General features: G+C 55.7%; 16 protein-coding genes, 2 tRNA genes and 2 pseudogenes. 19 read left to right on the forward strand and 1 reads right to left on the reverse strand.

Annotated features, from left to right (window positions below):
• Positions 1–125 precede the first annotated feature (125 nt).
• From HA43_RS19455 to rpoS, 5 genes and pseudogenes are all read left to right on the forward strand, one after another.
• Positions 126–275 (forward strand): hypothetical protein, encoded by a 150-nt coding sequence (locus HA43_RS19455; protein ID WP_425298530.1) that lies wholly within the window; start codon positions 126–128, stop codon positions 273–275.
• A gap of 222 nt (positions 276–497) precedes the next feature.
• Complete coding sequence (gene surE / locus HA43_RS16570) at positions 498–1,256, forward strand: 5'/3'-nucleotidase SurE (protein ID WP_039385625.1); 759 nt, start codon at positions 498–500, stop codon at positions 1,254–1,256.
• Positions 1,253–1,879 carry a protein-L-isoaspartate(D-aspartate) O-methyltransferase gene (locus HA43_RS16575; protein WP_094112158.1) on the forward strand — a complete coding sequence of 209 codons (627 nt, stop codon included), beginning with the start codon at positions 1,253–1,255 and terminating at the stop codon, positions 1,877–1,879. Before surE ends, HA43_RS16575 begins: the two co-directional genes overlap by 4 nt.
• 166 nt (positions 1,880–2,045) lie before the next feature.
• On the forward strand, positions 2,046–3,161 hold the full coding sequence (nlpD, locus tag HA43_RS16580; RefSeq protein ID WP_094112159.1) for a murein hydrolase activator NlpD: 1,116 nt from the start codon (positions 2,046–2,048) through the stop codon (positions 3,159–3,161).
• A 51-nt stretch (positions 3,162–3,212) separates the two neighbouring features.
• Positions 3,213–4,204: pseudogene (rpoS, locus tag HA43_RS16585) on the forward strand (RNA polymerase sigma factor RpoS).
• Positions 4,205–4,261: 57 nt separating this feature from the next.
• Here rpoS and mutS read toward each other — a convergent pair.
• On the reverse strand, positions 4,262–6,817 hold the full coding sequence (gene mutS / locus HA43_RS16590) for a DNA mismatch repair protein MutS (RefSeq protein WP_094112160.1): 2,556 nt from the start codon (positions 6,815–6,817) through the stop codon (positions 4,262–4,264).
• A gap of 331 nt (positions 6,818–7,148) precedes the next feature.
• On the opposite strand from mutS, the gene HA43_RS16595 reads away from it, so the two are divergent.
• The 14 genes and pseudogenes from HA43_RS16595 (at position 7,149) to HA43_RS16660 (ending at position 20,936) form a co-directional block, all read left to right on the forward strand.
• Entirely contained in the window at positions 7,149–8,138 is a 990-nt protein-coding gene (locus tag HA43_RS16595) for a LacI family DNA-binding transcriptional regulator (protein ID WP_039385624.1), read from the forward strand.
• A gap of 357 nt (positions 8,139–8,495) precedes the next feature.
• On the forward strand, positions 8,496–9,362 hold the full coding sequence (locus HA43_RS16600) for an ABC transporter substrate-binding protein (RefSeq protein WP_369826801.1): 867 nt from the start codon (positions 8,496–8,498) through the stop codon (positions 9,360–9,362).
• 21 nt (positions 9,363–9,383) lie between these two features.
• Positions 9,384–10,867 (forward strand): annotated as a pseudogene (locus HA43_RS16605) (sugar ABC transporter ATP-binding protein).
• A complete protein-coding gene (locus HA43_RS16610; RefSeq protein ID WP_052246438.1) occupies positions 10,864–11,853 on the forward strand; it encodes an ABC transporter permease in 990 nt (329 codons plus the stop codon). The pseudogene HA43_RS16605 and the gene HA43_RS16610 overlap by 4 nt, the downstream one beginning before the upstream one ends.
• A gap of 66 nt (positions 11,854–11,919) precedes the next feature.
• The gene (locus tag HA43_RS16615; protein ID WP_094112162.1) at positions 11,920–13,005 is read left to right on the forward strand and encodes an alcohol dehydrogenase catalytic domain-containing protein; all 1,086 of its coding nucleotides are present in this window, start codon (positions 11,920–11,922) and stop codon (positions 13,003–13,005) included.
• A gap of 128 nt (positions 13,006–13,133) precedes the next feature.
• Complete coding sequence (mltB, locus tag HA43_RS16620; RefSeq protein WP_094112163.1) at positions 13,134–14,216, forward strand: lytic murein transglycosylase B; 1,083 nt, start codon at positions 13,134–13,136, stop codon at positions 14,214–14,216.
• Between the two features lie 84 nt (positions 14,217–14,300).
• On the forward strand, positions 14,301–14,636 hold the full coding sequence (locus HA43_RS16625; protein WP_094112164.1) for a zinc ribbon domain-containing protein YjdM: 336 nt from the start codon (positions 14,301–14,303) through the stop codon (positions 14,634–14,636).
• Positions 14,637–14,988: 352 nt separating this feature from the next.
• Entirely contained in the window at positions 14,989–15,480 is a 492-nt protein-coding gene (gene pncC, locus HA43_RS16630; RefSeq protein WP_039379832.1) for a nicotinamide-nucleotide amidase, read from the forward strand.
• A 93-nt stretch (positions 15,481–15,573) separates the two neighbouring features.
• Positions 15,574–16,644 (forward strand): recombinase RecA, encoded by a 1,071-nt coding sequence (gene recA / locus HA43_RS16635; RefSeq protein WP_039379830.1) that lies wholly within the window; start codon positions 15,574–15,576, stop codon positions 16,642–16,644.
• 111 nt (positions 16,645–16,755) lie between these two features.
• Positions 16,756–17,271, forward strand: coding sequence for a regulatory protein RecX (locus HA43_RS16640; protein WP_223811772.1), 516 nt, complete (start codon positions 16,756–16,758; stop codon positions 17,269–17,271).
• Positions 17,272–17,406: 135 nt separating this feature from the next.
• On the forward strand, positions 17,407–20,034 hold the full coding sequence (alaS, locus tag HA43_RS16645) for an alanine--tRNA ligase (RefSeq protein ID WP_094112165.1): 2,628 nt from the start codon (positions 17,407–17,409) through the stop codon (positions 20,032–20,034).
• 246 nt (positions 20,035–20,280) lie between these two features.
• Complete coding sequence (gene csrA, locus HA43_RS16650) at positions 20,281–20,466, forward strand: carbon storage regulator CsrA (protein WP_039379826.1); 186 nt, start codon at positions 20,281–20,283, stop codon at positions 20,464–20,466.
• 292 nt (positions 20,467–20,758) lie between these two features.
• Positions 20,759–20,851: transfer RNA gene (locus HA43_RS16655), tRNA-Ser, on the forward strand.
• Positions 20,852–20,859: 8 nt separating this feature from the next.
• Positions 20,860–20,936, forward strand: a tRNA-Arg gene (locus tag HA43_RS16660).
• Positions 20,937–21,029: the final 93 nt, after the last annotated feature.

Here is a 21,029-nt window from a genome sequence, read left to right on the forward strand (position 1 = left end):
GCGGGACGCGGTGAGGCGGGCACGGCAGGGAGAGGTTGCCGCGATTCGAGCAGCAGCAGGCTGGCGCAGTCGCCGGCACTGCTGACGCTGCTGACGCGTGAACGGGTTGATACTGCCGCCGCGCGATGCTGGTGGTGCCGGATAATCTGCAGTGGCAGTGGCAGGATGACGCCACGCTGGCCCTGCAGTTCTGGCTGCCCGCCGGCAGCTTCGCCACCAGCCTGGTGCGCGAGCTGCTGAGCAACGGCGCTGCGGCACCGCTCGGCGACGAGTAGCGCTGACGCCCGGCGCGTTAATTCACCCGGCCGCTGGCCGGGTTCTGACCACTGCAGAGACAAACCCTGCCTCTGTCACGATTTACGTCTACCACTTCCCACGCCTCATCGCTAGAATGCATCTATCCCTGTCTCACCGGCCGCTGGCGTAACTACGCCCGATTTTTCGCACAGCCGGCATCGGCTGGCGGGGACCGGTGAATGAACAAAGGTCAGAAACAGATGCGGATATTGCTGAGTAACGACGATGGAATCCATGCGCCCGGCATTCAGACGCTGGCGCACGCGCTGCGGGAATTTGCTGAGGTACAGGTGGTGGCACCCGACCGCAACCGCAGCGGTGCCTCAAATTCACTGACGCTGGAAACGCCGCTGCGTACCTTCACGCATGCCAGCGGCGATATCGCTGTACAGATGGGGACACCCACCGACTGCGTTTTTCTCGGCGTGAATAAGCTGATGCAACCGCGTCCTGACATTGTGGTCTCAGGCATCAATGCCGGTCCCAATCTGGGCGATGATGTGATCTATTCCGGTACCGTTGCAGCTGCGATGGAGGGGCGCCATCTCGGCCTGCCGGCGCTGGCGGTGTCGCTGAATGGTCATACGCACTATGACAGTGCGGCAGCCGTAACCTGCGTGCTGCTGCGTGCGCTCTCCCGGGCACCGCTGCGTACCGGACGTATCCTCAATATTAATGTGCCCGATTTGCCACTGGCGCAGATTAAAGGTTTTCGCGTCACGCGCTGCGGCAGCCGCCATCCGGCAGATCAGGTGATTTGCACTGAAGATCCGCGCGGCCAGCCGCTCTACTGGATAGGCCCGCCAGGCAAACAGCTTGATGCCGGCCCCGACACCGATTTTGCCGCCGTAGACGCCGGCTATGTTTCGCTGACGGCGCTGCATGTCGATCTCACCGCACACGCCGCGCAGAGCGTGCTGCATGACTGGCTGCTGCAGGCAGAGGTCTCACTGGCATGATAAACCGGCGCATCGACACGCTGTTAGCCCAGCTGCGGGCGCAGGGCATTACAGATGAGCGTCTGCTGCAGGCGATTGCGGATGTACCACGTGAGCGCTTTGTAGATGAAGCGTTTGAGCACAAGGCGTGGGACAACATGGCACTCCCTATCGGCAGCGGACAGACCATTTCCCAGCCCTATATGGTGGCGCGTATGACCGCGCTGCTGGAGCTGAACCCGCACTCCCGCGTACTGGAAATCGGCACCGGCTCCGGCTATCAGACCGCTATTCTGGCGCATCTGGTCAATCACGTCTGTTCCGTTGAGCGCATCAAAGGGTTGCAGTGGCAGGCTAAACGCCGTCTGAAGCAGCTCGACCTGCATAATATCTCTACCCGGCACGGTGATGGCTGGCTCGGCTGGCCCGCGCGCGGGCCGTTTGATGCCATCATTGTTACCGCAGCGCCCCCCGAAATTCCGACTGCGCTGATAGCACAGCTGGGTGAGGGTGGCAGAATGGTGCTGCCGGTGGGGGAGGACCATCAGGTGCTTAAGCGTCTGCGCCGCCGCAAGGGCGAGCTGACGGAAGAGATTATCGAGCCGGTACGCTTTGTTCCGCTGGTGCAGGGTGACCTGGCGTAAGGGCGATCTTACGTATTTCTTCACAATCACAGCGTGGCATGGCGCAGGTGATATTGTTACTATCCTCTTTTTCGATACCGATGCGCGTTTGAGCCTATTCGCGTAGAGATTTATGCGGTTCAGGCCGCGAGAGAGTTCTGACCAGTATTGCCATCACGGGGGAGCAATGAGCACAGGAAGCACCGCATTTCAATTACGCCGTCTGGCGGCAGTCTCACTGGTAGGTTTCTGGCTGGCTGGCTGTAGCTCTGGCGATAATACGCAGGCGCCTATCAGTCAGGTTGGCAGTAATAATGGCGGCGGTATGGTCGCTCCACAAGGGGGTGGTATGGTTTCCGGGCAGAGTTCGCCGGTGCCCGCTATGCCACAGGGCGGAATGTTAAGCAGTAATACATCTTCTGCTGCTCCTGCGGGTGGAATGATTAGTGCCAGTAATAATGTAGCGACTGAAAACGGACGCATTGTTTACAACCGCAATTACGGGAATATTCCGAAAGGCAGCTACGGCGGTGAAACCTATACCGTCAAACATGGCGATACCCTGTTTTATATTGCCTGGATCACCGGCAATGACTTCCGCGATCTGGCTCAGCGCAACAATATTCCCGCGCCATACGGCCTGAGCGCAGGGCAAACCCTGCAGGTAGGCAACGGTAACGGTCAGACAATTACCGGTGGAAATGCGATTACAGCAGCCGATGCCAGCCAGAGCGGAGCCACCGGAACAACGGCGCAAACGCAAATAAAATCCCCTGCTGTTGCACAGCAACCTGTTATTACGTATTCTGATGATTCAGGTTCGACAGGTGGAAAAATGCTACCGTCGAAAGGAGCAACTAATGTGGCAACGACCACAGCTCCGGTTACCGCACCGCCTACAGTCAGCAGCACCTCAAATAGCTCAACCCCGGTGGGGAGCTGGCGCTGGCCGACTGATGGCAAGATCATCGATAACTTCTCTGCTGCGGAAGGCGGAAACAAAGGTATCGATATCGCCGGGTCTCGCGGACAATCTGTTGTCGCTACCGCATCGGGAAGGGTGGTGTACGCAGGTAACGCGTTACGCGGGTACGGTAATTTGATCATCATTAAGCATAATGATGATTATCTGAGTGCCTACGCCCACAACGATACAATGCTGGTCCGGGAACAACAGGAAGTTAAGGCGGGGCAAAAGATAGCTACCATGGGTAGCACCGGTACCAGTTCAGTTAGATTGCACTTTGAAATTCGTTACAAGGGGAAATCCGTAAATCCGTTGCGTTATTTACCGCAGCGATAATCCGGCAGAACCTTTGGTGTTCTGCCCTTGGATCACGGGTAGGAGCCGCTTATGAACCAGAATACGCTGAAAGTTAATGAGTTACATGAAGATGCGGAATTCGAGGAGAACGGAGCTGAAGTTTTCGATGAGAAAGCTCTTGTTGAGAACGAACCTGGTGATAGCGAAGTAGCAGAAGAAGAGCTGTTGTCACAGGGTGCGACGCAACGAGTATTGGATGCGACGCAGCTCTACCTCGGAGAGATCGGTTATTCCCCGTTGCTGACGGCAGAAGAAGAAGTCTTCTTTGCGCGTCGTGCTTTACGAGGCGATATTCCTTCTCGCCGCCGCATGATCGAAAGTAACTTACGCCTGGTAGTGAAGATTGCCCGTCGTTACAGCAATCGTGGTCTGGCCCTGCTGGACCTGATTGAAGAGGGTAACCTCGGCCTGATTCGTGCCGTAGAGAAATTTGACCCGGAGCGCGGGTTCCGTTTCTCAACGTACGCTACCTGGTGGATTCGTCAGACTATTGAACGGGCTATCATGAACCAAACCCGTACAATTCGCCTGCCGATTCATATTGTCAAAGAGCTGAACGTTTACCTGCGTACCGCGCGTGAACTTTCACACAAGCTCGATCACGAGCCGAGTGCGGAAGAGATTGCCGAGCAGCTGGACAAGCCGGTTGATGACGTGAGCCGTATGCTGCGTCTCAATGAACGTATTACCTCGGTTGACACCCCGCTGGGTGGTGATTCCGAAAAAGCGCTGCTGGATATCCTGGCCGATGAGAAAGACAACGGCCCGGAAGACACCACGCAGGACGATGACATGAAACAGAGCATCGTTAAGTGGTTGTTTGAACTCAATGCTAAGCAGCGTGAAGTGCTGGCGCGTCGTTTCGGCCTGTTAGGCTATGAAGCGGCAACCTGGAAGATGTGGGTCGCGAAATCGGGTTAACCCGCGAGCGCGTTCGTCAGATTCAGGTGGAAGGGCTGCGTCGCCTGCGGGAAATCCTGCAGACACAGGGCCTCAATATCGAAGCACTGTTTCGTGAATAAGCCATAATCAGCAGCAAAAACGGTGACCTGTCTGGTCACCGTTTTTTTTTGCTGCGATCAGACCAGGCTTTTCAGCCGGTAGATCCACTCCAGCGCCTGCTTTGGCGTCAGGCTGTCAGGATCCAGCGCTTCCAGCGCGTCCACCGCCGGCGAGGTCTCTGCCACCAGCAGAGGCAGCTGCGCACCGCCATCTGCAGAGGCGCTCTGACTGCCGGAAAGCGCCTCCAGCTCTTTCAGCTTCTGCCGCGCGCGCTTGATTACCTCTTTTGGCACGCCCGCCAGCGCCGCAACCGCCAGGCCATAACTCTTGCTGGCGGCACCCTCCTGCACGCTGTGCATGAAAGCGATGGTATCGCCATGTTCAACCGCATCCAGATGCACATTCACAACACCCTCCAGTTTTTCCGGCAGCGTGGTCAGCTCGAAATAGTGGGTGGCAAACAGCGTCATCGCTTTGATGCGACTGGCAAGGCTTTCGGCACAAGCCCAGGCGAGTGACAGGCCATCATAGGTTGAAGTGCCGCGACCTATCTCATCCATCAGTACCAGGCTATTTTCCGTCGCATTGTGCAGAATATTGGCGGTTTCTGTCATCTCAACCATAAACGTTGAGCGGCCGGAGGCAAGGTCGTCTGCCGCACCGACGCGGGTAAAGATGCGATCGACAGGACCAATCACGACCTCTTCAGCCGGTACGAAACTGCCTATCCACGCCATCAGCGCAATCAGCGCGGTCTGACGCATATAGGTGCTTTTACCGCCCATGTTTGGTCCGGTGATGATCAGCATGCGCCGCTGCATCGACAGCGAGAGCGGGTTGGCAATAAAGGGCTCTTTCAGCACCTGTTCCACCACCGGATGCCGGCCTGCGGTAATGCGGATACCCGCTTTCTCCTGCAGCACCGGCCGGCAGTAGTTCAGCGTCCAGGCGCGCTCTGCCAGGCTGGCGAGTACATCCAGCTCGGCCAGCGCGGCCGCGCTCAGCTGCAGCGCTTCAAGATGCGGCAGCAGGCGATCGAACAGCTCCTCATAGAGGCCTTTTTCCAGCGCCAGCGCTTTGCCTTTAGAGGTCAGAACTTTATCTTCATACTCTTTCAGCTCAGGAATAATATAACGCTCGGCGTTTTTCAGCGTCTGGCGGCGCACATAGTGGATTGGCACCAGGTGACTCTGACCGCGGCTGACCTGAATGTAGTAACCATGTACCGCGTTAAAGCCGACTTTCAGCGTATCCAGCCCCAGTTTTTCCCGCTCGCGGATCTCCAGCCGGTCAAGATAGTCACTGGCACCGTCAGCCAGCGCCCGCCACTCATCGAGTTCAGCGTTGTAACCAGGCGCGATGACGCCGCCGTCACGCACCAGCACCGGCGGTGATTCAATAATTGCCTGCTCCAGCAGCGTACGCAGCTCAGCAAACTCGCCCGTCTGCGTGCGCAGGCTCACCAGCCGTTCCGCCTCTGCTCCGGCCAGCAGCTGATTGATTTCCGGCAGCTGCTGAAACGCATGCCGCATGCGCGCCAGATCGCGCGGGCGCGCGGTGCGCAGCGCCAGGCGTGCCAGTATGCGCTCCAGATCGCCTACCTGACGCAGGACCGGCTGCAGCGCGTCGCTCAGCGACTGCAATTCTGCAATCGCATCCTGACGCCGGACGATTGTCGTAAGATCGCGCAGCGGCATATGCAGCCAGCGCTTCAGCATACGGCTGCCCATCGGCGTGACGGTTTTATCCAGAACCGCTGCCAGCGTGTTATCGATCCCGCCGGCCAGATTCTGGGTGATTTCAAGATTACGGCGCGTGGCCGCGTCCATGATCACGCTATCCTGCTGGCGCTCCATGCTCAGGGAGCGAATGTGCGGCAGCGTGGTACGCTGGGTATCTTTGGCATACTGCAGCAGACAGCCCGCAGCGCGCAGCCCCAGATGTGCCTGCTCCACGCCAAATCCGCGCAGGTCGCGCGTGCCGAACTGCAGATTCAGCTGCTGGCGCGCGGTGTCGATCTCAAATTCCCACAGCGGACGCCGCCGCAGCCCGCGGCGCTGGTCAATGAGCGACATCGCCTGCAGATCTTCAGGGTAGAGCAGCTCCGCAGGATTCGTGCGCTGGAGTTCTGCTGCCATCGCTTCAGCGTCGCCCGGTTCGCTCAGGCGGAAACGCCCGGAGCTGATATCCAGCGTGGCGTAGCCAAAGCCGCGCTGGCTCTGGAAGATAGCGGCCAGCAGGTTATCCTGGCGCTCCTGCAGCAGCGCTTCATCGCTGATAGTGCCAGGGGTGACAATCCGTACCACCTTGCGCTCAACCGGGCCTTTGCTCAGCGCCGGATCGCCGATCTGTTCGCAAATCGCCACTGACTCACCCAGCTGAACCAGCTTTGCCAGATAGCCCTCTACGGCGTGATAGGGCACACCGGCCATCGGAATGGGCTCACCGGCTGAAGCACCCCGTTTGGTCAGGGAGATCTCCAGCAGCTGCGAGGCGCGCTTTGCATCATCAAAGAACAGCTCGTAGAAATCGCCCATGCGGTAGAACAGCAGGATGTCAGGGTGATCGGCTTTCAGGCGCAGATACTGCTGCATCATTGGCGTGTGAGCGCTGATATTCTCTAATGTACTCATAGTATTAGGGTGTCCATGTTTAAACATAAGCAGCGCGATACATGATTCTGATTCTATTTTATCTGCCCCTCTTAAGGCTCAGCGTGGTTGCCAGAGGCTGGCTGAAGGGCGGGCAGTAACCTGAATGTGTTCACGAGTACGTGCTGATTATGATAACGGAGTCTGTATAGCAGGAAAACCGGCGCGCAGGGCTGTTTCTTCGGGCAGGCTTCAGAATTGCAGAATGAGCCGGTACTGTTTCTGCGCTGAGGGCGCAAAATGTCATCGTCAACATTTCACGAAAGCTGATACCATCGCGTTACTCCTGCTGACACTGCCGATAGCGAATGTTATGACCCGAAAAAGTACCAAAGCGGCCACAATTAAAGATATTGCGCAGATTGCCGGCGTAACCAATATTACCGTTTCACGCGTGTTTACTGCCCCTGATAAGGTTAAACCCGAAACGCGCGAGCGGATCCTGGCCGCAGCACGCACGCTTAACTATGTGCCTAACGCGTTTGCCCGCAATATCAAAGCCAGCCAGAGCCCTATTATCGGCGTGGTTACCGACGATACCTTTAATATTGTTTATTCCCATATCATCAAAGAGGTGTGCCGCCTGTCAGATGCCAAAGGCTATTCGGTCATGTTCTTTACCACGAACGGCAACCGGCAGATTGAGGCGCGCGCGCTGCAGACGCTGGTCAGCTATAAAGCGGCCGGGATTATTTTGTCGGTAGTGGAGGATTCTGACCGCTACGATAAAAGCCATATCGACGTGGTGCGCCACTCCTCAAGCCAGCTTATCCAGCTGGATCGTCAGTTTGATACGTTGCTGCCGGCGGTCTATATCAACAACAGCCGTGCCGGTGAGCTGGTTGCAGAAGCGATAATGAAAAAAGCGTTTCGCAATGTGCTGGTCATTGGCGGCAGCGAACACTCTCACATTACCCGGCAGCGTATTGACGGGATCCGAAGCGGGATTGACGAGCGCGTTACTCTGCACACGCTTTATACCGACTACCGCTACGAACATGCTAAGGCGATGATTCAGTCATGGTTCTCTACCACCCATGAACGCTACGATGCAATTGTCGGATTAAACGGCATGATTACACTGGCGGCTATTAATCTGGCCAACAAGTGGGGAATGCACGACACCGGCTTTATCTCTGTTGATGAAGTACCCTGCGCCGAAGATTTTAATCAGGTTATTCCTTATGTCGCTCATGATACCGGCCAGTGGGCGCGGGTGGTGTCAGAAAATATCATCTCCGCTATTGAGGGCCGTCCCTACGAAACCCGCGTGATGCTTAATGGCTTCCTGAAAAACCTTTAGTTTCAGACGCCTGCCGGGTTTTTTCTGTAACAACACTGAAAGCGATGTTAATAAGATGTGACTTGCCGCAAGGATCTTAAACTTGTCCATCTGAGAATGTTGACGTTGTCATTTAGGGTGTTTAAATTTTGATCTCATGTCTGTGGCGATGAATTTAACAATCCTCAGATAGCGTATTCCTGGCATACAGGACGTTTTTATCTTTATGTTAACGTCAACATTTCAGGTGTGGTTGCGCAGTGTTCCTGTACCGGCTTTATTTCGTAACGACGATAAGCAGTTAACTGAAAAGACCCGGAGAAAATTATGAAAGGCAAACTGAACACCCTGCTGGCGCTCTGTGTAACGACCCCTTTAATGCTGGCATCTGCACTGGCGATAGCAAAGCCGCTGACTATCGGCATGTCCTTCCAGGAGATGAATAACCCCTATTTTGTCACCATGCAGGAAGCGCTCAAGGCTGCAGCCGGCAGCATGGGGGCTACGGTGATTGAGGCAGATGCCCGTCACGATGTCTCAAAGCAGATCAACGACATTGAAGATATGCTGCAGAAAAAAGTCGACATCCTGCTGATTAATCCGGCGGACACCAACGGGGTGGAAAACGCGGTAAACGAGGCAAAAAAAGCGGGCGTAGTGGTAGTGGCGATTGACGCTCAGGCTAAAGGCCCAATCGACTCTTTTGTTGGCTCCAAAAATTATGATGCCGGCCTGCAGGCCGGAGAGTTTCTGGCGAAAGCGCTGGGCGGTAAAGGTAAGGTCGCCATTCTTGATGGTATTCCGGTGGTGCCGATCATCGAACGCGTTAAAGGGTTTGAAGATGCAATGAAGAAATATCCCGGCATCAAAATCGTTAACCGTCAGAACGGCAAACAGGAGCGTGATACTGCGCTAAGCGTTACCGAAAATATGCTGCAGGCAGCGCCGGATCTGGCCGGCATTTTTAGCGTCAACGATACCGGTGCGCTCGGGGCTCTGGCGGCGATTCAGGCGAACGGCGCAGATGTGAAACTGGTCAGCGTCGATGGTCAGCCGGAAGCGGTGAAAGAGATTGAGAAAGCGGGATCGCCGTTTATTGCAACTTCTGCGCAGTTCCCGCGTGACATGGTACGGCTGGGGCTGGGCGTGGCGATGGCGAAGCACTGGGGAAGTCAGGTGCCGGCTGCAGTACCGCTTGACGTAAAACTGATCACGAAAGAGAACGCCAGCGGCTTTAGCTGGTAATCACTCCGGGGAGGCGCTGCCATGCCGTTACTGCAACTCAGCGGAATCAGTAAATCATTTCCGGGTGTACGCGCGTTAAACAACATCAACCTGACGCTGCACGCCGGTGAAATCCATGCGCTGCTCGGTGAAAACGGGGCGGGTAAATCCACGCTGATGAAGATCCTGAGCGGTATTTATCAGCCTGACAGCGGCGAAATCGCTATCGATGATCGGCCGCAGCAGTTTGCTGGCTATCGTCAGGCGATAACAGCTGGCGTGGGAATTGTCTTTCAGGAGTTCTCGCTGATACCGGGTCTTAATGCCGTCGAGAATATTTTTCTGAATCGCGAACAGCGTACCCGCTGGGGATGGCTGGATCGCCAGACGATGCGCAGTCGTACGCTGGCGCTGCTGGCGCGGCTGGGGGTTGAACTCGATCCGGACATTGCGGTAACGCACCTCAGCGTGGCGCAGCAGCAGTTTGTTGAGATTGCCAAAGCGCTGGCGCTGGATGCGCGGATCCTGATCCTTGATGAACCTACGGCAACGCTGACGCCGGGTGAAGCTGAGCATCTGTTCCGGGTGATGCGCGACCTGCGACAGCAGGGGGTGGGTATGCTGTTCATCTCGCATCATCTGGAGGAGATCTTTGCAGTGTGCGACACCATTACGGTACTGCGCGACGGAGGCTATGTTGGCACTCTCCCGGTGAGCGACTGCAGCAGCGAGCAGCTGGTAAAAATGATGGTGGGCCGTCAGGTGGCACAGCATTTCCCCGATAAGCTGCCGCTGCCGGCGGCAACGCTACCGCTGCTGGACGTCAATCTGCAGCGCCAGCGGCAGGGACCCGCAGACGCTTTTCAGCTCTGGCCCGGAGAAATTCTCGCTTTGCCGGGCTGGTGGGATCGGGCCGCACCGAAACCGCCTGCGCGATGCTGGGTGCACAGGCGTGCTGGCAAAAAGAGGTACGCCTGAATGGCGAGCCGCTGCGGCTGCGTACGCCCGCCGATGCCTTAGAGCAGGGGATCGGACTGCTGCCGGAAAACCGCAAAACCGAAGGGCTGGTACTGCCGTTTAGCGTGGCGCATAACATCACGCTGAACCGGCAGATCACCCACGGCGGATTTCTGCACCATGTGCGCGAGCGTGAAGTGGTCAGCGATCTTATCCGCAGGGTTGGCGTGAAAACGCCGTCAGCGGAGCAGGAGGTGAATACGCTTAGCGGCGGCAATCAGCAAAAGGTGGTCATTGCGCGCTGGCTGAATAATGACTGCAAGGTGCTGATCTTTGACGAACCCACGCGCGGTATCGATGTGGGGGCAAAAATGGAAATTTATCAGCTGATGCAGCAGCTGACCCGTAAGGGCATCGCCATCATCGTCATCTCTTCTGAGCTGCCGGAGATTATTGGCCTCTGCCACCGGGTGCTGGTGTTTCGCAACGGACATATTGCGCAGGAGCTTCACGATACGGCAATCAACGCTGAAACCATCATGCTACACGCTACGGGGAACGCATCATGAGTATTCTCTCTAATTCCATGCTGTCACAAACGTCGCGCAGGCGCGGCCGGCTTGACCGCTGTCTGCACCATCCCGCCTTCCTGCCGTTTGTCGGTTTTGTGCTGCTGTTTATTGTGATGATTTTTCTCAACGATAGCTTTCTGACCGCGAACAACCTCAGCAACGTGGCGCGTCAGGTCTCTATCAACGCCATTATTGCCGTGGGAATGACCTGTGCCATCTTAACTGGCGGGATCGACCTGTCGGTGGGATCGGTGATGGCGCTCTCCGGCACCGTGGCCGCCGGTCTGATGGTGGCGGGAATTCCGATGCCGCTGGCGGTGCTGGCCGGATTGCTGATCGGTATGGGCTTTGGCGCCCTGAACGGCGGCTGTATCGCCTGGCTGCGGATGCCGCCCATCATCGTTACGCTCGCCAGCATGGGGATCGCACGGGGACTGGCGCTGATGTATACCGGGGGATATCCCATCTCCGGCCTGCCGGAAAGCTTCATGATGTTTGGCCGTGCCAGCCTGCTGGGTATTCAGGTGCCCATTTTAATCATGCTGGTGGTCTATTTGCTGGCGTGGATCCTGCTGCACCAGAAGCCCTTTGGTCGTCACGTCTACGCTCTGGGCGGCAATGAAGAGGCCGCGCGCCTGAGCGGTATCCGTGTTTCACGCACCAAGCTCTGGGTATATATCATTAGCGGACTCACAGCGGCGGTGGCCGGTATTGTGCTCAGTTCGCGTCTGATGAGCGGACAGCCCAACGCCGGTAACGGATTTGAGCTGGATGCGATCGCTGCTGTCGTGCTGGGCGGGGCGGCAATAGCTGGCGGTAAAGGTGCCATTCTTGGGACGCTGGTGGGCGCGATGATGCTCGGCATTCTCAATAATGGCCTGAATCTGATGGGGGTTTCACCCTATGTGCAGATTGTGATTAAAGGCGGGATCATTTTGGGCGCGATCTGGCTGAGTTCCGTTAAGCGTAAAGCACACCGTTAAGATAGCCTGCGGGCTATCTCTCTGTCATTCAATGTTGACGTTAACATTTATCGAAAAGGATACGCTATGAATATTCTGCCGCAACAGATCAAAAGCCTGGTGAACTATGGCCCGCGCGATTATCGCCTGGAAACCTTACCGCTGCCTGAGCCAAAAGCACGCGAGCTGCTGGTAAAAGTGGGAGCATGTGGTATCTGCGCGTCTGACGTCCACTGCTGGCACGGTGCGCCAATGTACTGGGGAGATGGCAATCCGGAAAAAGCCTGGGTTAAAACGCCAGTAGTGGTGGGGCATGAGTTTTATGGCACGGTCGTCGGATATGGCGAGGGCGCGCTGGAGCATTTTGGCGTGTCGCCTGGCGACCGCGTCATCGCTGAACAGATTATTCCCTGTAATCAGTGCCGCTTCTGCAAAGATGGCAAATACTGGATGTGCGAAAAGCACGACATCTACGGCTTTCAGACGCAGGACTCTGATGGCGGTATGACCGAATATATGCTGTTCAAAGCCAACAGCCGGGTGCATAAAATTCCTGATACGCTGACGCACGAAGAGTGCGCGCTGATTGAGCCCTTCGCCTGTGCGGTCCACGCGGTGAACCGCGCGGCGATTGAATTCAATGATGTGGTGGTGCTGGCGGGGGCTGGCCCGCTCGGCACCGGCATGATTCAGGCTATCCGCCTCAAAAACCCCAAGCTGTTTATTGTACTGGATACCATTCCGGAACGTCTGACGCTGGCGAAAAAGCTGGGGGCCGATCTGGTTTTCAACCCGCTGGAGCAGGATGTGGATGCGGAGGTGCGCAAACTCACTGACGGCTACGGCTGCGACATCTATATAGAGGCGACCGGCAACCCACTGGCAGTTAATCAGGGACTGCAGATGATCCGGCGCATGGGCCGCTATGTCGAGTTCAGCGTGTTCGGTAAGCCTGCAACGGTAGACTGGTCGATCATTGGCGACCGCAAAGAGCTGGATGTGCGCGGCTCACATCTTGGCCCGCACTGCTATGAAACGGTCATCAGCTTTTTTGAGAAAAAATGGTTCACCGCAGAAGGCATTGTTACGCACAGCTTTCCGCTGGCGGAGTGGGAGCAGGGGTTTGCGATGGCATCAGGTCGCGAATCGATCAAAGTGCTGCTGGTACCCTGAACCGTTACGTGCGCCACCTCGTCCTGAGGGGCGCACACACCGCGTAAAGTTACGACATTACTCTGTCCGTTAATGCGCTGAACGACTACCATATGCGTTCAGGTTTTTTGCTCGCTTATGGATATCTAATGCGTATTAAGGTTGCCCTCATTCCGTTTTTTTTCCTGCTTGCTGCCTGCAGCAGCAAGCCTGCGCCTCATCAGCAAGGCGATGTTGTGCCGGCACCTAAAGGCGGCTTCCTGCTGGATTCGTCGCATGCGGTTCAGCCGATGTTTGGTGACTTTGCCGGCAACCCGGCAGCAGAACAATTTATCGATCGGATGGTAGCGAAACATGGTTTTGATCGCGATCAGCTGCATGCGGTTATCGGCCAGGCAAAGAGGCTTGATTACGTACTGCGCCTGATGGATCAGCAGGCACCGAGCTATACGCCGCCAGCGGGGCCAAACGGCGCCTGGCTGCGCTACCGGAAAAAATTTATCACGCCCGATAACGTACAGAATGGCGTAGCGTTCTGGAATCAGTATGAAGATGCTCTGCAGCGGGCGCAGCAGGTTTATGGCGTACCGCCGGAAATTATCGTCGGCATTATCGGCGTTGAGACGCGCTGGGGCCGGGTGATGGGCAAAACCCGTCTGCTGGATGCGCTGGCGACGCTCTCGTTTAACTATCCGCGCCGCGCCGCCTATTTCAGCAGCGAGCTGGAAACGTTTCTGCTGATGGCGCGCACCGAACAGGACGATCCGCTGGATCTGCGCGGATCCTTTGCCGGGGCAATGGGCTATGGTCAGTTTATGCCCTCATCCTATAAAGAGTACGCCGTGGATTTCAACGGAGATGGTCATACCAATCTCTGGGATCCGGTTGATGCGATTGGCAGCGTCGCAAACTATTTCAAAGCGCACGGCTGGCGCAGCGGTGAGACAGTCGCCGTACCGGCGAGCGGACAGGCACCCGCGCTGGAGAATGGCTTCAAAACGCGTTATCCGGTTGCCACGCTGGCGGCGAGCGGTCTGATCCCGCAGGGCTCACTGAATGGCAACAGCGAAGCCAGCCTGCTGCGGCTCGATCTGGGCACCAGCTATCAGTACTGGTACGGCCTGCCTAACTTCTATGTGATTACGCGTTATAACCACAGCACCCATTACGCGATGGCCGTATGGCAGCTGGGAGAGGAGGTAGCCAAAGCGCGGCAGGGCAATCTGCTTTAATGCTGTCCTTATAAAGTGTGAGGATATAATATGGCACCCTCTTTGCGGTGCCATTTCACCGCATGCAGATTATCAGGAGCACTTATGGAGCATTTACCCGCCTGTCCGCTGTGTCAGGCTGATTATACCTGGCAGGATGGCGACAACCTCAACTGCCCGTCGTGCGGCCATATCTGGTCTGCCAGCGCGGCAGAAGCGAACGATACGCTGCTGGTACGCGATGCCAATGGCAATATGCTGGCAGATGGCGACAGCGTCACCGTGGTCAAAGATTTAAAGGTAAAGGGCAGCTCTTCGGTGCTGAAAATCGGTACCAGGGTCAAAAGTATTCGTCTGGTTGAAGGCGATCACAATATTGACTGCAAAATCGAGGGCTTTGGCCCGATGAAACTCAAATCTGAGTTTGTGAAAAAGAGCTGATGGCCGGACGGCGCAGGCCGTCCTGTTTTTTACCCTGAAGGTATTTACGCCTCCCGCTTTCGGTTCCTGCTGCGCCACCCTCTGTACTGAACACCTCCGGTCTCACTCACTGCTGAACGTCAGGGCCTGCCTGGCACAGATCGCGACTATGCTTGATTAAGCGGTACTGACTCCGGCCGATCCGGCACGCGGCAACGGCACGCTGCTGTGCGCTTCCCCGCATCCGGTCAGGATGGCATGAAACCGGACCGGAGGCAGCGGAAGCAGGGGCGCAAATTTCACTGCTGCTGGTTGAAAAGCGCCGTCTGCCGCTCCATTTACTGCTAACGTTGCGCCGCAAAAGGAGAAAGCGATGAATGATGAACAGCTGCAGCAGTTAAGCCGTCAGATTGGCGAAAAGCTCATAGCGCGCCACGCCAGCGTGACGACGGCTGAATCCTGTACCGGCGGCTGGATTGCCAAAGTTTTCACAGATATCAGCGGCAGCTCTGCCTGGTTTGAGCGCGGATTTGTCACCTATAGTAATAGTGCCAAGCAGCAGATGGCAGGCGTGCAGGCGAGCACGCTTGCGCGCTATGGCGCAGTGAGTGAAGAGACGGTACGTGAGATGGTGGCAGGCGCGTGTCAGGCGGCGCAGGCACCTTATGGGATCGCTGTAAGCGGCATTGCAGGACCGGGCGGCGGCAGCGCAGATAAACCCGTGGGCACCGTCTGGTTTGCCCTTGCCGGACCGGAAGGTATCTTTGCGCAACGCTGTGTTTTTGCAGGCGATCGCGAGGCGGTGCGGCGTCAGTCGGTGGCCTGGGCGCTGCAGACGCTGCTTGATCAATTTCTGATAAATTAGGCTTGATACTGTATGATTATACAGTATAATTATTGGCAACAGAACGAGCGGACACAGCCAGTGTTTGCTCACCCGGCATGATTAGGAGTGTAAATGGCGATCGACGAGAACAAACAGAAGGCTTTAGCTGCCGCACTGGGCCAGATTGAAAAACAATTTGGTAAAGGCTCCATCATGCGTCTGGGTGAAGACCGCTCGATGGATGTAGAAACCATTTCTACCGGCTCCCTGTCGCTGGACATCGCACTGGGTGCGGGTGGTCTGCCGATGGGCCGTATCGTAGAGATCTACGGACCGGAAGCTTCTGGTAAAACCACGCTGACGCTGCAGGTTATTGCGGCTGCACAGCGTAAAGGTAAAACCTGCGCCTTTATCGATGCTGAGCATGCGCTGGATCCGGTCTATGCGAAAAAGCTGGGCGTGGATATCGATAATCTGCTCTGTTCACAGCCGGATACCGGTGAGCAGGCGCTGGAAATCTGCGACGCGCTGGCACGTTCAGGTGCCGTTGATGTCATCATCGTTGACTCCGTTGCGGCGCTGACGCCTAAAGCGGAAATCGAAGGTGAGATCGGTGACTCGCACATGGGTCTGGCGGCACGAATGATGAGCCAGGCGATGCGTAAGCTGGCAGGTAACCTGAAACAGTCCAATACGCTGCTGATCTTCATCAACCAGATCCGTATGAAAATTGGTGTGATGTTCGGTAACCCGGAAACCACCACCGGTGGTAACGCGCTGAAGTTCTACGCCTCCGTTCGTCTTGATATCCGCCGTATCGGTGCGATCAAAGAGGGCGACGAAGTGGTAGGTAGCGAAACGCGCGTGAAAGTGGTGAAGAACAAAATCGCTGCACCGTTTAAGCAGGCAGAATTCCAGATCATGTATGGCGAAGGGATCAACACCTTTGGTGAGCTGGTAGACCTGGGCGTGAAACACAAGCTGGTGGAAAAAGCCGGTGCGTGGTACAGCTACAACGGCGATAAGATTGGTCAGGGTAAAGCAAACGCGACCAACTTCCTGAAAGAGAACCCGGCAATTGCGAACGAGATTGACAGCAAACTGCGTGAGGCGCTGCTGACAGGTGCGACAGCAGAGGCAAATACTAAAGAGCCTTCTGACGCTGAGCTTGAAAAAGCAGGCGAAACTAACGAAGATTTTTAATATCAGCGGGAGCAGCAATGCTCCCGTGTTCTTTTTTACTCCTCTGCACGCCTTCCGCTCTCTGCCCCCCATGCTTTACCCTGTCCGTTACCAACAGTAAGGCTAATGTGTATGTCATCAACATCATCACAGGCACCGGTGCCTGACTTCTCCCGTTTACTTGACCGCGCTATGCGCCTGCTTTCACAGCGCGATCACAGCCGCAGCGAGCTGAAGCGCAAACTGCAGCTCTCCGGTCAGCGTGCGGCCTATCTGCAGCAGCAGGAAAATATCCCGATTCCGGATGAGCTGCTGGAAAAAGTGCTCGACTGGTGTCAGGAAAATGGCTGGCTGAACGATAATCGATTTACTGAGCGTTTTATCCAGAGCCGGGCGCGCAAAGGATATGGTCCGCAGCGCGTCAGGATGGAGCTGCAGCAAAAAGGCATCGGACGCGACGAGATCAATCAGGCGCTGGCAGAAAGTGACGTAGACTGGACAGCGTGTGCTGCAGAGCTTGCCAGACGCAAGTTTGGCGAGCCGCTGCCGCAAACCTGGGCAGAAAAAAGCAAAGTACAGCGTTTTCTGATGACAAAAGGCTTTATGATGGAAGATATTCAGGCGGTTTTCAGAAATAGTGACGACTGAAAGGCAATGTGATTTTACTTCCTATTGCAGAAATTTTATCTTATTCCCACTTTTTGTTCCTCAGTCAGCGACGGGCCGGATAGACAGGGTTTGTCAGCGAAAGGGAACGTTCGTTAGCGTGATTCCAGGAATTTTATGAGCAAGAGCACTGCTGAGATCCGTCAAGCGTTTCTCGACTTTTTTCATAGCAAGGGACATCAGGTTGTAGCCAGCAGCTCCCTCGTACCGAATAACGATCCAACGCTGCTGTTTACCAACGCCGGCATGGTGCAGTTCAAAGACGTTTTCCTTGGCCAGGACAAGCGTGATTACACGCGTGCGACTACCTCGCAGCGCTGCGTGCGCGCAGGCGGCAAGCATAACGATCTGGAAAATGTGGGTTATACCGCACGCCATCACACCTTCTTTGAAATGCTGGGCAACTTCAGTTTCGGCGACTATTTCAAGCAGGAGGCGATTGCTTATGCCTGGGAACTGCTGACGGGTGAGCAGTGGTTCAGCCTGCCAAAAGAGCGTTTATGGGTAACCGTTTACGAAACCGATGATGAAGCCTTTGATATCTGGGCTGACCAGATCGGTGTGCCGCGCGAACGCATTATTCGTATTGGCGACAACAAGGGCAGCGCATACGCATCTGATAACTTCTGGCAGATGGGCGACACCGGTCCGTGCGGTCCCTGTACTGAAATTTTCTACGATCATGGCGACCATATCTGGGGAGGCCCGCCGGGCAGCCCGGAAGAGGATGGCGATCGCTATATTGAGATCTGGAATATCGTGTTTATGCAGTTCAACCGTCAGGCTGACGGCACCATGCAACCGCTGCCTAAGCCGTCGGTGGATACCGGCATGGGGCTGGAGCGTATCGCGGCAGTCCTGCAGCATGTGAACTCCAACTATGAGATCGATCTCTTTGCGCAGCTGATCAAATCTGTTGCTCAGGTCACTGGCGCAAGCGACCTCAATAACAAATCGCTGCGCGTTATCGCAGATCATATCCGCTCCTGCGCCTTCCTGATTGCCGATGGCGTCATGCCATCGAATGAGAACCGTGGCTATGTGCTGCGTCGCATCATTCGTCGTGCGGTCCGCCACGGCAACATGCTGGGCGCGAAAGAAGCATTCTTCTATAAGCTGGTGGCACCGCTGATTGAGGTCATGGGCGCTGCGGGTGAAGATCTGAAGCGTCAGCAGAAACTGGTAGAAAATGCGCTGAAAGCGGAAGAGGAGCAGTTTGCTAAAACGCTGGAGCGTGGTCTGGCGCTGCTGGATGATGAGCTGGCAAAAGTGAGCGGCGACACGCTGGATGGTGAAACCGTCTTCCGTCTTTATGACACCTTTGGCTTCCCGGCGGATTTAACCGCTGACGTTTGTCGCGAGCGCAATCTGAAGATTGATGAGGCGGGATTTGAAGCCGCTATGGAGCAGCAGCGCCAGCGTGCGCGCGAAGCCAGCGGCTTTGGCGCGGACTACAATAGCGTTATTCGCGTTGATGCCGTAACCGAATTTAAAGGTTATGAAGAGCTGGCGCTGAACGCCACGATTGAAGCACTGTTTGTTGATGGTCAGTCAGTGGAACAGATCACCGCTGGACAGGATGCCGTCGTGATCCTGAACGCTACGCCGTTCTACGGTGAATCAGGCGGGCAGGTGGGGGATACTGGCGTACTCACAGGGCAGAATGCTGAATTTAGCGTGCAGGATACGCAAAAGTATGGCAAAGCACTGGGACATATCGGTAAGCTCACTCATGGTCAGCTGCGTATCGGTGATGCGCTGCAGGCGCAGGTAAACGAAGCGCGTCGGGCACGTATTCGCCTGAATCACTCAGCAACGCACCTGATGCATGAAGCACTGCGCGAAGTGCTGGGCGATCACGTCGGGCAGAAAGGCTCGCTGAATAACGATAAATATCTGCGCTTTGACTTCTCGCATTCTGAAGCGATGAAGCCGCAGCAGATCCGTGAAGTTGAAGATATCGTCAATGCACAGATCCGCCGCAACCTGCTGATTCAGACCGATATCATGGATCTGGAAGAGGCTAAAGCGCGTGGGGCGATGGCGCTGTTTGGCGAGAAGTACGATCAGCGGGTGCGCGTGGTCAGCATGGGCGAATATTCAGTGGAGCTGTGTGGCGGTACGCACGCTGCGCGCACGGGTGATATCGGCTTGTTCCGCATTCAGTCTGAGTCGGGCACGGCTGCCGGTATTCGTCGTATCGAAGCGCTGACCGGTGAAGCGGCAATTGCTCAGCTGCATGCACAGAGCGATCAGCTGGCTGACATTGCTCAGGTGGTGAAGGCCAACAGCAGCAACCTCAGTGAGAAGGTGCGCGGTCTGGTGGATAACGTACGCGCGCTGGAGAAAGAGCTGCAGCAGCTACGCGATCAGCAGGCAGCCCAGGAGAGCGCATCGCTGAGCAGCAGCGCCATTGAAATCAGGGGCGCTAAACTGCTGGTAAGTGAGCTGAGTAACACTGAACCGAAAATGCTGCGTACGATTATGGATGACCTTAAAAACCAGCTTGGGTCTGCCGTGATCGTACTGGCCACGGTAGCAGAAGGTAAGGTTTCGCTGATTGCAGGCGTAACTAAAGATCTGACCGACCGCGTGAAAGCAGGTGAGCTGATTAGCGCGCTGGCCGCTCAGGTGGGCGGAAAAGGCGGTGGACGTCCTGACATGGCGCAGGCGGGCGGTACCAATCCGCAGGCGCTGGCAGGCGCGCTGGCAGGCGTACAGGAGTGGGTAAGCAGCCGGCTGTAACAATTAAAATTAAGCGTTGTATAGCGCCAGGAACGTCTGTTCCGGCGCTTTTTAGTGCAATGGACACCAGGTAATGACAAAGTCCGGTCGATGTAGTGTATTTCGGCTAAACTGATTATCAGCAGAATGTATTGGTGTGACAAATCACAATGGTGTATTTGTCATAGGTATTGTTCAGCGGTATATGATGGATATGGCCGGGAGCCCGAACAGGCCCGACTCTTTTAATCTTTCAAGGAGCAAAGAATGCTTATTCTAACTCGTCGAGTTGGTGAAACCCTCATGATTGGCGATGAGGTGACTGTAACGGTGCTGGGCGTTAAAGGTAACCAGGTCCGCATTGGCGTTAATGCGCCAAAAGAAGTATCGGTACATCGTGAAGAGATTTATCAGCGTATTCAGGCTGAAAAAACACAAACCACGGGTTACTAACGTTTTCAGCGTCTCGCTCATGGGCGAGACGCTACCTTTCTGCTCCCTCCATCCGTTTATTTCTGTTTTAGCTTCCTCGCTTTTTTCATTACTGCTCTGGCTTTTGCTGTTGATAAATCACCCTTTTCGCCGTTAAATCAGCCGAATTGTGCGTCATTTGTGCAATCGAACGCGTGAGTGAAAAAAGTCGGGAGAAATTGTTTGACTTATAAGTCCGGGAAAGTAATATGTGCGCCACGCAGTGCCGATGAGCAGAAACAAGTTCAGAAGCACGGTTCGGAAGAACGCGTAAGGTGAGGTGGCCGAGAGGCTGAAGGCGCTCCCCTGCTAAGGGAGTATGCGGTCAAAAGCTGCATCCGGGGTTCGAATCCCCGCCTCACCGCCATTTCCGATGCATCCATAGCTCAGCTGGATAGAGTACTCGGCTACGAACCGAGCGGTCGGAGGTTCGAATCCTCCTGGATGCACCATCTTTTAGATGGTAGCGGATAAAGTTAAAGAGTGAACGAGCAGTTCCTTTCATGGTGAGTTGTTAGCACCCTGCGTAATACAAGAATTACCTC

The sequence above is a fragment of the Pantoea eucrina genome (assembly GCF_002095385.1).
GTDB lineage: Bacteria > Pseudomonadota > Gammaproteobacteria > Enterobacterales > Enterobacteriaceae > Pantoea > Pantoea eucrina.

Coding starts and splice junctions, on each gene's coding strand:
- HA43_RS19455 (WP_425298530.1), top strand. CDS start 126: ATGCTGGTGGTGCCGGATAATCTGCAGTGGCAGTGGCAGGATGACGCC.
- surE (WP_039385625.1), top strand. CDS start 498: ATGCGGATATTGCTGAGTAACGACGATGGAATCCATGCGCCCGGCATT.
- HA43_RS16575 (WP_094112158.1), top strand. CDS start 1,253: ATGATAAACCGGCGCATCGACACGCTGTTAGCCCAGCTGCGGGCGCAG.
- nlpD (WP_094112159.1), top strand. CDS start 2,046: ATGAGCACAGGAAGCACCGCATTTCAATTACGCCGTCTGGCGGCAGTC.
- mutS (WP_094112160.1), bottom strand. CDS start 6,817: ATGAGTACATTAGAGAATATCAGCGCTCACACGCCAATGATGCAGCAG.
- HA43_RS16595 (WP_039385624.1), top strand. CDS start 7,149: ATGACCCGAAAAAGTACCAAAGCGGCCACAATTAAAGATATTGCGCAG.
- HA43_RS16600 (WP_369826801.1), top strand. CDS start 8,496: ATGCTGGCATCTGCACTGGCGATAGCAAAGCCGCTGACTATCGGCATG.
- HA43_RS16610 (WP_052246438.1), top strand. CDS start 10,864: ATGAGTATTCTCTCTAATTCCATGCTGTCACAAACGTCGCGCAGGCGC.
- HA43_RS16615 (WP_094112162.1), top strand. CDS start 11,920: ATGAATATTCTGCCGCAACAGATCAAAAGCCTGGTGAACTATGGCCCG.
- mltB (WP_094112163.1), top strand. CDS start 13,134: ATGCGTATTAAGGTTGCCCTCATTCCGTTTTTTTTCCTGCTTGCTGCC.
- HA43_RS16625 (WP_094112164.1), top strand. CDS start 14,301: ATGGAGCATTTACCCGCCTGTCCGCTGTGTCAGGCTGATTATACCTGG.
- pncC (WP_039379832.1), top strand. CDS start 14,989: ATGAATGATGAACAGCTGCAGCAGTTAAGCCGTCAGATTGGCGAAAAG.
- recA (WP_039379830.1), top strand. CDS start 15,574: ATGGCGATCGACGAGAACAAACAGAAGGCTTTAGCTGCCGCACTGGGC.
- HA43_RS16640 (WP_223811772.1), top strand. CDS start 16,756: ATGTCATCAACATCATCACAGGCACCGGTGCCTGACTTCTCCCGTTTA.
- alaS (WP_094112165.1), top strand. CDS start 17,407: ATGAGCAAGAGCACTGCTGAGATCCGTCAAGCGTTTCTCGACTTTTTT.
- csrA (WP_039379826.1), top strand. CDS start 20,281: ATGCTTATTCTAACTCGTCGAGTTGGTGAAACCCTCATGATTGGCGAT.